The following is a 12753-nucleotide window of genomic DNA, read 5'->3' on the forward strand; positions in this document are numbered from 1 at the left end:
CCGATCATGAGCGCGCTGTCGGCACGGCCACCGGCCCCGCCGGCGGCGCGGCGGACCGCCGTGGCCGCCGCCGCGCTGCTCGCCGCCGGCCTCACCGCCCTGGTGCTCTCCGACGGATCGAACCCGCTGCTCATCGTCGTGGGAAGCGTCGGCACCGTGCTCGGCGTGCTGCTCGCCAGCCCGCTGACCATCCCGGCGCTCGCGGCGACCCGGGGCGGCCTGCCGGTGGCCGTTCGGCTCGCGCTGGCCGACCTGGCCCGGTACCGCGTTCGGGCCGGCGCGGCGCTCGCCGCGATCAGTCTCGCGGTGGGCCTGTCGGCGGCGATCGTGGTGGGCTCCGCCGCGGCGGAGTACCGCAGCCGGGAGGCGGCTGGGCTGGGCAACCTGGCGGACAGCCAGCTATTGGTCCGGATCGGCCAGCCGGACCCGGTGATTCCGGAGCGCACGGCGCCGGAGATCGCCGCTCTCCAGGCCCGGACCGACACCATCGCGGCCAGCGTTGGCGGCGCGACCGTCATTCCGCTCGACATGGCGGTGGTGGCCTCGCACACCGACCCGGGCCGGGAGGGGGGACCGACCGGTCACCCGGCCGTCGAGATCGGCGTTCCGCGCGCCGCCGGCGAGTCGACGACCTCGCATCCGCTCTACGTGGTCAGTCCCGGGCTGCTCCGGCTGAACGGGGCGGCCGGAATGACGGTCGACGCCGACACCGATGTGCTCACCACCCGCACCGGTGAGTTGGCGCTGATGAACATCCCGGCCCGGGGCGTGCGGCCCACCGTGCGGACCCTGCCCCGGTCCGGCTACACCGGGCTGCCCGATTCGCTGATTACTCCCGCCGCGCTCGACCGGCACGGCTGGCAGCCGGCCCGGGTCGGGTGGTTCCTCGCGGCCGACCACCCTCTCACCAGCGCGCAGCTCGCCACGGCCCAGGAGTTGGCCGCCGCCGCCGGGCTCACCATCGAGGCACGCCGGGAGCAGGGGTCGCTGACCGCGCTGCGGTCCGGCGCGACCATCGCCGGCGTGCTGCTCGCGCTCGGGGTGCTGGCGACGACGGTCGGGCTCATCCGGGGCGAGGCGGTGGCGGACCTGCGCACCCTGACCGCGACCGGCGCGTCGAGGCGGGTACGACGGACGCTCACCGCCACCACCGCCGGAGCGCTCGCTCTGCTCGGCGCCGTGCTGGGCGTGACCGGCGCGTACCTGGCGTTGGCCGCTGCCCTGCACCGTGACCTCGACCCGCTCGGGTCCGTGCCCGTCGCGCACCTCGTGGCGATCGTCAGCGGGCTGCTGGTGGTCGCCACCGGCGCCGGCTGGCTGCTCGCCGGCCGGCTGCCGCCCTCGCTGTCCCGACGCGTCCTGGACTGAGCACCGGGCGAGACCGAGGCACCCTGGACGCTGATCGGCGCGGCGCCCAGGGTGCCTCGGTCTCGCCCGCCCCCGTTCAGGCCACCGGTGTGGCGGTCCCGGTCGTGCGGGCGAGGCGCCGGGGTTACATCACGGCTTAATGAATGTCGTCATTGAAGTAGTTGGCCGGTGGGTCGTCAAGCACGGGGCGGTTACAGTCGCTCGGACAATCGACGGGATCGAGGTGACGAGTGGAGCTGGCGCGAGCCACCAACCGGAGCGTCCGGCTCCGCAACAGGTCTCTCCTGCTGACGAAGCTCTTCCTCGATGCCCCGCTCACCCGGCAGGACCTGGTGCGCAGCACCGGGTTGAGCCAGCCGGCGGTGAGCAACGTGGTGGCCGACCTGATCGACGAGGGGCTGGTCGTCGAGGCCGGCGCTGCCGAGTCCGACGGCGGCCGGCCCAGCATGCTGCTGCGGGTCGCACCCCGGTTCGCCTTCGTGATCGGGGTCGACGTGGGCGAGACCCGGGTCCGGGTCGAGCTGTTCGACTTCGGGATGACCCTGCTGGCCAGCGTCGAGCACCCGCTGGACCCGGCGCGCACCGAGCCCGACCTGGTGGCCGGGCACGTGCTGGCCGGCATCGACGCGGTGACCGGCCAGGCCGGGGTGGTCCCCGCCGACGTGCTCGGCGTCGGCATCGGCGTCTCCGGGGTCGTCGAGCAGGGCGTCGAGGCCGTGGTGCACGCCCAGGCCCTGGGCTGGGACCGGGTGCCGCTGGAGCGTCTGATCTGCGCCGGCACCGACCTGCCGCTGCACATCGACAACGGCGCGAAGACCCTCGGCCAGGCGGAGATCTGGTTCGGAGCCGGCCGGGGCGCGCGGCACGCCGTCTTCGCGCTGGTCGGCTCCGGCGTCGGCGCGGCGGTGGTGACGAACGGGGCCACCTACCGGGGCGCGTCGAGCAGCGCGGGGGAGTGGGGGCACACCACCCTGATCTACGGCGGCCGGCCCTGCCGGTGCGGCGCGCGCGGCTGTCTGGAGGCGTACGTGGGCGCCGAGGCGATCATCGACCGCTACCGGGAGGCGCGCCGGGGTCGGCCGGTGCCGGGCGACGACGAGGAGTCCCAACTCGCCGCGCTCGTCGCAGCCGCCGCGACGTCGGCCACCGCCCGGCGGGTGCTGGACGACACGGCCGGCTACCTCGGCGCCGGGGTGGCCAACCTGATCAACCTGTTCAACCCGGAGCGGGTGGTGCTCGGCGGCTGGGCGGCGATGGCGCTGGGCGACCTGTTGCCGGCCGTGCGGGAGGCCGCCGGCCGGCAGGCGCTGCGCCAGCCGTACGGGCAGGCGTCGATCGAGCTGTGCCGGCTCGGGGTGGACGCGGTGGCGTTGGGCGCCGCCACGCTGCCGATCGCCCGGTTCCTCACCGAGGGTGGCGTACGCCGCTGAGCGGCAAATCGCCCACAACCAACCTTCGGGATAAATAACAGTGTTATAGATCGATGTCTTGACGCCGTCGCAATCTCGCCGCAACACTCCTACGAGAGCGCTCTCCGCCCCGCGGCGCCGCATCGGCGGCACCACCCACGGCACCACGGGCGAGCCCGATCCCACCCGCGCGTCGTCCGTAACCCCCTATCGACAGGCGATGTCATGACATCTCGCGCTACATCCGCACGTCCGCGCCCCCGGCGGACCACCCGGCACCTGCTCCTCGGCCTGACCGTCGCCCTGGTCGCGGCGCTCACCCCGGCCGGCGCCCCGGCACCCGCGCAGGCCGCCCCCACCCTGCTCTCCCAGGGGCGCCCGGCCACCGCCTCGTCCACCGAGAACGCCGGCACCCCCGCGTCCGCCGCGGTCGACGGCAACACCGGCACCCGGTGGGCCAGCGCCTTCAGCGACCCGCAGTGGCTCCAGGTCGACCTCGGCGCGCGGGCCACCATCAGCCAGGTGAACCTGCTCTGGGAGGGCGCCTACGGCCGCGCCTTCCAGCTCCAGACCTCCGACGACGGAGCCGCCTGGACCACCATCTACTCGACCACCACCGGCGCCGGCGGCACGCAGAACCTCACGGTCACCGGCGCCGGCCGGTACGTGCGGATGTACGGCACCGCCCGGGGCACCGGCTACGGCTACTCGCTCTGGGAGTTCCAGGTCTACGGCGAGACCGGCGGCAGCACCCCGACCTGCGGCGGCACCAACGCCGCCCAGGGTCGCCCGGCCACCGCCTCGTCCACTGAGAACGCCACCCTGTCCGCCTCGGCCGCCGTCGACGGCAACACCGGCACCCGCTGGGCCAGCACCGCCGGCGACCCCCAGTGGCTGCGCGTCGACCTCGGCAGCACCCGGACGATCTGCCGGGTGGTGCTCACCTGGGAGGCCGCGTACGCCCGGGCCTTCCAGCTCCAGACCTCGGCCGACGGCAACGCCTGGACCACCATCTACTCGACCACCACCGGCGCCGGCGGCACGCAGAGCCTCACCGTCACCGGCAGCGGCCGCTACCTGCGGATGTACGGCACCGCGCGGGGCACCGCCTACGGCTACTCGCTGTGGGAGCTGGCGGTGAACACCACCGGCGGCACCAGTGAGCCGCCGGTCGACACCACCGACCCGCGCAACCCGAACCTGGGGCCCAACACCTTCGTCTTCGACCCGGGCACCCCGACAGCCACCATCCAGAGTCGACTGAACACCCTCTTCACCCAGCAGGAGACCAACCAGTTCGGCCCGCAGCGCTACGCGGTGCTCTTCAAGCCCGGCAGCTACACGGCCGACGTCAACCTCGGCTTCTTCACGCAGGTCGCCGGCCTCGGCATGAGCCCGGACGACGTGAACCTCAACGGGCATGTCCGCACCGAGGCGTTCTGGATGGGCGGCAACGCCACCCAGAACTTCTGGCGCGCCGCGGAGAACCTGTCGGTGACTTTGCCGGCCGGGCAGACCGTCGAGCGGTGGGCGGTGTCCCAGGCGGCGCCGTACCGGCGGATGCACCTGCGGGGCGCGCAGAACCAGATCCAGCTCTGGAACGGCGGTGACGGCTGGTCCAGCGGTGGCCTGCTGGCCGACACCCGCATCGACGGCCTGGTCGTCTCCGGCTCGCAGCAGCAGTGGTACTCGCGCAACAGCGAGTTCGGCAACGGCTGGACCGGCTCGGTGTGGAACATGGTCTTCCAGGGCGTCACCGGCGCACCCCCGCCGCACTTCCCCAACCCGTCGCACACCGTCATCGCCCAGACCCCGCAGGTACGGGAGAAGCCGTTCCTCTACGTCGACGGCACCGGCGAGTACCGGGTGTTCGTACCGGCGTTGCGCACCAACTCCACCGGCACCAGCTGGTACAACAAGACCCCCGCCGGCTCGTCCATCTCGCTGTCGCAGTTCTTCGTCGTCCAGCAGGGCACCAGCGCGGCCACCATCAACGCGGCCCTCGCCCAGGGCCGGCACCTGCTCTTCACCCCGGGCGTGCACCACGTCACCGAGCCGATCCAGGTCAACCGGGCCGACACGGTGATCCTCGGCCTCGGCCTGGCCACCATCCAGGCCGACAACGGCACCGTGGCGATGCGGGTGGCCGACGTGGACGGTGTCAAGGTGGCCGGCATCATGTTCGAGGCCGGCACGACGAACTCCCCGGTGCTGATGGAGGTCGGGCCGGCCGGCTCGGCGGCGAGCCACGCGGCCAACCCGACCTCGCTGCACGACGTGTTCTTCCGCATCGGCGGGCCCCACGTGGGCCGGGCCACCAACACCCTGACCGTCAACAGCGACAACGTGATCGGCGACCACATGTGGCTGTGGCGGGCGGACCACGCCGCCAGCGGCGTGCCCACCGGATGGACGTTGAACACCGCCGACACCGGGCTGACCGTGAACGGCGACAACGTCACCATGTACGGCCTCTTCGTCGAGCACTACCAGAAGTACCAGACCGTCTGGAACGGCAACGGCGGGCGGACGTACTTCTACCAGAACGAGATGCCCTACGACCCGCCCAACCAGGCGGCCTGGATGAACGGCTCCACCCGCGGGTACGCCGCGTACAAGGTGGCCGACTCGGTCACCAGTCACCAGGCGTTCGGGATGGGCAGCTACTGCTACTTCAACGTGAACCCGGCCGTCGTGGCGGACCGGGCCATCGAGGCGCCCACCAACCCGAACGTGCGGTTCACCAACATGGTCACCGTCTCGCTCGGCGGTGTCGGCACCATCAACCGGGTGATCAACAACGCCGGTGGCACCGCGAACGCGGCCACCCAGCAGGTGTACCTGACCACCTATCCCTGACCGGGGCGCCCTGACCGGCCCGGTCGCGCCGACGAACCGGGCCGGTCGGGTCGCACCACGGCTGGCCGGCCGGGTCCCGCCGAAGACCCGGCCGGCCCGGTCGCCTCCACGCCGCCGCTCGCCCACAAACCGTCGGGCATGTGACTGCCGGCGCGCCGGATGCGATGATCGCGCTACGGCTGGGCTGGCATCGACGGTCCTATACTGGGCGCACCGGTCGTGGGACCCGTGAGCGGAGGCGGGCGTGCCACTCTTCTTCCTGAGCTACGCCCAAGAGGACAACCGCAACGGTCAGGTGCAGGCCTTCTTCACCGATCTCAGTGAGGCGGTGGCCGGGCTGGCCGGTGTGCACTGGCACGAGGCCGGGTTCATCGACGGGCAGATGCTGCTCGGCACCACCTGGACCGAGGCGCTGGCCAACGCTCTCTCCACCAGTGCCTGCCTGATCGCGCTGACCTCGCCCCGGTACGTCGTCAGTGACTACTGTGGCCGGGAGTTCCGGGTCTTCGCCGACCGGATCGACGAGCACGAGCGGCAGTTCCAGGTCCGCCCGCCGGCGCTGGTGCCGGTGCAGTGGATCCCCTGCGACCGGCTGCCCGAGGTGGTCGGCACCTACCAGTACCGCAACTTCCCGACCGGCACGGTCTACGCCCAGGACGGGCTGCTCACCCTCAAGCAGCGCCGTCGGCACGAGGACGAGTACCGGGACTTCGTCGACGCGCTGGCCAAGCACATCGTGCAGACCGCCCGTGACCACACCCTGCACCAGCCGGCGCAGCGTCCGACCCTGGCCAAGGTGACGAGCGCCTTCGGCCAGCCGGCCCGACCGCAGGCGCAGACCGGGCCGACCGTGGCCGGCGCGGTGCAGCGGGCCACCAGCGCGCGGCACGTGCACATCGTGCTGGTCGCCGGCAGCTCCGCCGAGCTGGCCGGCAGCCGTCCCGGCGCCGAGGAGCGCTACGGCGCGGTGTCCCGGGACTGGCGGCCGTACCGGCCCGAGCTGGAGGTGCCGATCGGCAGTTGGGCCGGGGCCATCGCCACCACCAAGAGCTACGGCTGGACGGTGGAGGACGCCCAGGAGCTGGCCGCCGTCCGGGAATGGGCCCGGGCGCACAACCAGATCGTCGTCCTGATCGTCGACGTCTGGTCGGCCGACCTGCCGCGCTACCAGCTCAGCCTGATCCGCTACGACCGCGACGTGGACTCGCCCCGGGCACCGGTGCTCGTGCCCTGGACGGCCGCCGACGACGCCGCGTCCGGCGGCAACCGCAAGATGTGGGACACCCTGGCCCGGGTGCTTCCGCACCACGTGGTGCACAACACCCGCGACCTGTGGCGCACCGAGATCGCGACGTCCGCCCGCTTCCAGGAGGAGCTGGAGGACGTGCTGGTTGTCGAACAGGGCCGGATCTACCGCACGGGCACGGTCTACCAGGAGCCACCCACGGACGGCTCCGGCCAACGCCCGATCCTCGAAGGTCCCTAGGGGAGGCACGCCATGGCGGTGAACGAGACGGCACGCGGCCAGGTCGTGACCTTCTACTCGTACAAGGGCGGCACCGGCCGGACGATGGCGCTGGCCAACGTGGCCTGGATCCTGGCCAGCCAGGGCCTGCAGGTGCTGGTGGTCGACTGGGACCTGGAATCTCCCGGCCTGCACCGCTACTTCCATCCGTTCCTGCGGGACAAGGAGCTGCGGGCCACCCCGGGCGTGATCGAGATGATCTGGGATTACTCGATCGCCACCATGCAGCGCAACCGGGAGGAGGACTCCCAGGAGTTGCTCACCGGTCACGCCAAGATCCAACGGCGGGCGGTCTCGCTGAACTGGGACTTCAGCCACGGCGGAGTCATCGACTTCGTGGCCGCGGGGCAGCAGGACTCGGCGTACTCCCGGTTGGTGAGCACCTTCGACTGGGCCAACTTCTACGAGCGGCAGGGCGGCGCGTCGTTCATCGACGCGGTCCGCGCGCAGATGCGCGCCGAGTACGACGTGGTGCTGATCGACAGCCGCACCGGCCTCAGCGACGCGGCCGGAATCTGCACCGTGCAGCTGCCCGACCTGGTGGTCAACTGCTTCACCATGTCCACCCAGAGCATCCGCGGCGCGGCGGCGGTGGCCCGCTCCATCCGCAGCCAGCGCCCGGACGACCCGCCGCTGCTGCTGCCGGTGCCGATGCGGGTGGAGGACGCCGAGCTGCGCAAGCTGGAGACCGGCCGGGACCTGGTTCGCGCCGAGTTCGCCCCGTTCCTGGACCACCTCTCCGACTCGGCGGCGGCCCGCTACTGGAACACCATCGAGGTGCCGTACCGCGCCTTCTACGCCTACGAGGAGATCCTCGCCGCCTTCGGCGACCGGCCCGAGCAGGTCGGCACCCTGCTCGCCGCGTACGAGCAGCTCGCCTCGGTGGTCACCGGGGGGCGGGTCACCACGCTGCACCCGATGCCCGAGGAGGACCGCCGCCGCTCGCTGACCGAGTTCGAGCGCAGCCGGCTCACCGTCGAGCAGGCCGTGCTGGTGAGCTACGCCTCCGCCGACCGGCTCTGGGCCGAGTGGATCACCGACCAGTTGGAGGACGCCGGGCTGCGGGTGGACCGCCGGGCGGTGGACGTCCCGCTGCGAGCCGGCGGGAGGGCCGAGTTCGACCGGGCCGTCGGCGGCGCCAGCCGGGTGCTGGCCGTGCTCACCCGGCACTACGCGGGCATGTCATTGGCCGCCGAGGTGTGGAAGACCGCCTCCGGCCGGGACCAGCTCGGCGGCGGGGGCCTGCTCGTGCCGCTGCGGGTGGACGAGTCGCGCCTTCCCGTGCCGTACAGCGACCGCAGCCCCGTGGACCTCACCGACGTCGACCCGTCCACGGCCCGGACCCGGCTGCTGGAGGCCGCGGGCGCCTCGGCGGTCGCGGTCGGCGGGCGCGCGGTCGGCCGGTTCCCCGGCCCGTTCCCGGCGGTGTCCAACGTCCGCCAGCACGGCACCCCGTTCGTCGGCCGGGCCGCTCAGCTCGAGGCGCTGCGCGACCGCCTCACCGCCGCACCCGACTCGGCGACCCAGGTGGTGCACGGCCTCGGCGGAGTCGGCAAGACCCAACTCGCCGCCGAGTACGCCCTGCGCTTCGGCCGCGACTACGACCTGGTCTGGTGGATCCCGGCGGACAACGAGGAGCGCATCCGCGGCGGCCTCGCCGACCTCGGCCAGGCGATGGGGCTGGGCACCGGCGGCGGCGCCGACGCGGTCCGCCGGGTGCTCGACGCGCTGCGCCGGGGTGGACCGGACCGGCGCTGGCTGATCATTCTGGACAACGCCAACGAGCCCACCCGGGGCACCCGGGCACTGCTGCCGCAGGGCCCGGGCCACGTGCTGATCACCACCCGCGACCAGAGCTGGAGCGAGTACGCCACCGCGACCGAGTTGACCGTCTTCGAGCGCGCCGAGAGCGTCCAGTTGCTGCGCGAGCGGGTCGGTGGGCTCACCGAGGACGAGGCGACGCAGGTGGCGGAGAAACTCGGCGACCTGCCGCTCGCGGTCGAGCAGGGCGCGGCGTACCTGCGGGCCACCGCCATGCAGGTCGACCGGTACCTCGCCTCGCTGGACACCCCCGGGCTGCTGCGGATCCTCGACGGCCGGCAGTCCGTCGGCTACTCCAAGGCGCTCGCCGCCACCTGGCTGGTCACCCTGGCCCAACTGCGCTCGGAGAAGCCGGCGGCCGCCCGCCTGCTGGAACTCTGCTCGTTCTACGCGCCGGAGCCCATCCCCGTCGCCATGCTCACCGGCGAGCGCTTCGCGAGCTTCATGGCCCCGTTCGACCCGACGTTGACCGACCCGATCCTGCAGGGCCTGGTCACCGCCGAGCTGGGTCGCTACGGGCTGGCCCAGGTGGACGCGGAGAACAACTCCGTCCGCATCCACCGGCTGGTCCAACTGGTCATCCAGGACCAGCTCGACGACGCCCAGGAGGCCCGCCGGCAGGCCCAGTTGCTGCTCGCCGCCGCCAGCCCGCGGGACCCGGACAAGCCGGTCAACTGGCCCCGGTACGCCGAGCTGTGGCCGCACGTACGCCCCAGCGGGCTGCACCTGTCCACGATGGACGAGGCGCGGCAACTGGTCGTGGACATCGTGCGCTACCTCTACCGGCGCGGCGACTACGACACCAGCCGGGCGTTGGCGCAGGAGTCGCTGGCCGGTTGGCGCGACACCGACGAGGACGATCCGACCAAGCTGCGCATGCGTTTCCACCTGGCGAACGTGCTGCGCGCGCAGAGCCACTTCGACCGGGCGTACGAGATCGACCGGGACGTGTACGACCGGCAGCGGCGGATCTTCGGCGAGGACCACCTCTACACCCTGATGACCGCCCGCAGTCTCGGCGCCGACCTGCGTGCCCAGGGCCTCTACCACGACGCCGAGGCGCAGGACCGGCGCACCCTGGAACTGAGCGTACGGACCTTCGGTGACGACAGTGGCCGGACCCTCACCGCGGAGAACAACCTCGCCGTGTCGCTGCGGTTGGTCGGCGACTTCCGCGGCGCCGCCCTGTTGGACCAGCACATCCATGAGCGGCGGCGGGCCCGCTTCGGCGACGAGGACCCGTCCACCCTCGCCTCGGCCAGCAACTACGGGCGGGGGCTACGGGACACCGGCGAGCTGTGGCGCTCGCACAGCGTGCTGCAACGCACCTACACGGTCCAGCAGAAGGTGATCGGCGCGGACCACCCGGAGACCCTGCGGACGGCCAAGGAGTTGGCGCTCACCCTGCGCCAGCTCGGCCGCTTCGCCGACGCGCACCGGCTGATCGAGCGGACCGTGGTTCGCTACCAGCGCGTCCTCGGTGGCGAGCACGCCGACACGTTGTCCGCCGAGATGGCGCTGGCCACCACGTGGTCGGCGGTGGGCGACAACCAGACCGCGCTGCGGATGGCCCGGCGGCTGCGGGACGGCTACAACGAGGTGCTCGGCGAGACGCACGCGATCACCCTGGCCTGTCTGAACAACCTCGGCGTCCTGTTGCGCAAGCAGGGCGACAATCCGCAGGCCCGGGACCTCGCCCAGCGGGTCCGCGACCAACTGCTGGCCACCCTCGGCGAGCGGCACCCGCACACCCTGCTGGCCACCCTCAACCTCGCCAACGACCTGTTCGCCCTGGGCGACCGGGACACCGCGCTGCTGCTGGACACCACCGCGTACGTGGAGCTGACCCGGGCGCTGGGGGCCGAGCACCCGGACACCCTCTCCGCGTCGATCAACCTCGCGTTGAGCCGGCTCGCCACGGAGAGCGAGGCGGACGCCGGGCGCGCCCTCTACGACGAGGCGTTCGGGCAGCTGGTGCAGCTCTTCGGCGGGGACAACCCACGGGTGACACAGGCCCGACAGCGGGAGCGCTCGAACGCCTACATCGAACCGGCGCTGCTATAGGGCGTGTTGCCCGTTCGTGTCGGTGTCGCCAGGCACCACCGAGCGACCGCCAGCGGGTCGGCGTCGGGCAACGCCCGGTGGACCGCCCGGACCAGGTCCGGGCGGGTCGCCAGGGCACGAGCGGCGGCCGGCTGTCCGGTTCGCCGGGCCGTGAGCGCGAGACCCACCCACGCGTCGGTGTCCTCGGGGTCGTCGTTCAGTCGTCGCAGGTACCCGTCCAGGGCACGCGCCGGATCGCCGGCCGCGTAGGCCCGATCGGACGAGTCCAGGGTGGACGGGTCGGCGTCGTCGGCCAGCAGTCGTCCGCGTACCGCCGCCTCCGGACCGGTGTCCGTGGCGAGCGCCGGGGCGGGCCGGCCCGGCACGACCGTCGGCGGTGGCCCGTCGTCCGGGCACGGCTGGTCGCGCCGCCAGGCCCGCACCGCGCGGTCGACCTCGTCCGGGTGGGGGTGCAGGTTGGCCAGGCCCCAGCGCACCGCGCCGCCGTCGGCGATGTCCCGTACCGCCGCGCCGACCTCTTCGTCGACCGGGTCCCGCCAACCGCGCAGGGTGCCCGCCATCCCGTCCACGAAGGTCCGTCCGGCGTCCGTCAGCTCCGCCGCGCGGGTGAGTTGCCGGACCGCCCGGCCGGTCTGCTCCCGCCAGTACGCGAACTCGAACGCGGCGGCCACACCCTCCGCCCTCCGGCAGCGCCACACCTCGGCCACCCCCAGGTGCGCGTACGCGCCCTGGAGCAGGGCGCCGACCGGGCGGGGGTCCAGCCGCCACGGCGCCCGGTAGCGGGCCGGTCCGCCGGGGCGGTGCAGCGGCACCAGGTCCAGCAGCGCGCCGAGTTTGGTGTGTTGCAGCTCGTGCACCAGCAGCAGGGCGAGGGTCTTCGGGTCGGCCGGCACGGACAGCGCGATGGCGCCCAGCGCGTCCCGACTGGTCGCGCTCACCGCGTGCCCGGACGGCGGCGGGCGCAGCGGCACCAGCGAGCGCAGCAACCCGGCCAGCCCGTCAGCGTGCGCCGGCAGGTTGACGCGCAGCCACCGCCACGCCTGCCCCGTCAGCCGGCTCAGGTCGGCAGCGTCGTCGTCGGCGAGTCGGGGCGCTGGCGAGTGGTGGTAGCGGCGCCGCCACGGGTCCTGGTCATCGATGGTCACCTCGACGCCGGCGGCCGGGGTGATCCGCCGCGCCGGCAGCCACCGCGCCGGCCCGTCCCGCGGAATGATCCGCACGGTGCCGTGCCCGGCGCTCACCACCGCCGTGCCGGGGGCGAGATCCACCGCGCCGCCGATGGTGGGCAGCAGCAACGTGCCGTCCGGGCAGGGCAGCGTCAGCTCGAAGGCGAGACCTGCCCGGGCCGCCGCGGCGGCGGCGAGCGCGGCCAGGTAGCCGGGGTCGGCCGGCCGGTCGATGGCGGCGCGGGCCCAACCGGTCAACGGCGGATGCGCCAGCACCTCGGCGACCGCCGCCGGGTCGGCCCGCTCGGCCCGGGTGAGCAGATCCAGGCCGCGGCGGACCAGCGGGTCGTCGCCGTACGCGCGCGCGGCGGCGACGGTCAGCAGCCTGCGCCGGCCCAACTGCCCACCGCGCAGCATGTCCACCGCGGAGGGTTCACCGTGCCCGCCGGCCAGCCCGGCGAACTGCGTTCCGGACAGCGGCCCCGACACGGCTCACCGCCCCGCCGGCACGGCCGGGCCGGCGGGGCGGTGAGCCGTGTCG

At 73.3% G+C, this 12753-nt stretch carries 6 protein-coding genes; 5 read left to right on the forward strand and 1 reads right to left on the reverse strand.

Translation table 11 applies throughout. From position 1 onward, the window contains the following. From EAD98_RS31080 to fxsT, 5 genes are all read left to right on the forward strand, one after another. Window positions 1-1368: hypothetical protein (locus EAD98_RS31080; RefSeq protein WP_199723577.1), on the forward strand; the 1368-nt coding region annotated here is incomplete at its 5' end. Between the two features lie 230 nt (window positions 1369-1598). Beyond that, window positions 1599-2798: an ROK family transcriptional regulator gene (locus EAD98_RS27150; protein WP_121656808.1), complete on the forward strand. Its 1200-nt coding sequence runs from the start codon at window positions 1599-1601 to the stop codon at window positions 2796-2798. Between the two features lie 204 nt (window positions 2799-3002). Next, window positions 3003-5636, forward strand: a complete 2634-nt coding sequence (locus tag EAD98_RS27155; protein ID WP_121656809.1) for a discoidin domain-containing protein — start codon at window positions 3003-3005, stop codon at window positions 5634-5636. 244 nt (window positions 5637-5880) lie between these two features. Then, window positions 5881-7122 carry a TIR-like protein FxsC gene (locus EAD98_RS27160; RefSeq protein ID WP_121656810.1) on the forward strand — a complete coding sequence of 414 codons (1242 nt, stop codon included), beginning with the start codon at window positions 5881-5883 and terminating at the stop codon, window positions 7120-7122. 12 nt (window positions 7123-7134) lie between these two features. Next, window positions 7135-11046, forward strand: a complete 3912-nt coding sequence (gene fxsT / locus EAD98_RS27165) for an FxSxx-COOH system tetratricopeptide repeat protein (RefSeq protein ID WP_121656811.1) — start codon at window positions 7135-7137, stop codon at window positions 11044-11046. Here the strand turns inward: fxsT and EAD98_RS27170 are convergent. Then, entirely contained in the window at window positions 11022-12701 is a 1680-nt protein-coding gene (locus EAD98_RS27170) for an HEXXH motif-containing putative peptide modification protein (protein ID WP_121656812.1), read from the reverse strand. The two genes, fxsT and EAD98_RS27170, sit on opposite strands and share 25 nt — an antisense overlap. Between the last annotated feature and the right edge of the window lie 52 nt (window positions 12702-12753).

The organism is Micromonospora sp. CV4 (assembly GCF_003667455.1).
Lineage (GTDB): Bacteria > Actinomycetota > Actinomycetes > Mycobacteriales > Micromonosporaceae > Micromonospora.

What these genes read in the sequence shown, in the direction of transcription:
- EAD98_RS27155 (WP_121656809.1), top strand. Translation starts at nt 3,003, where the DNA reads ATGACATCTCGCGCTACATCCGCACGTCCGCGCCCCCGGCGGACCACC.
- fxsT (WP_121656811.1), top strand. Translation starts at nt 7,135, where the DNA reads ATGGCGGTGAACGAGACGGCACGCGGCCAGGTCGTGACCTTCTACTCG.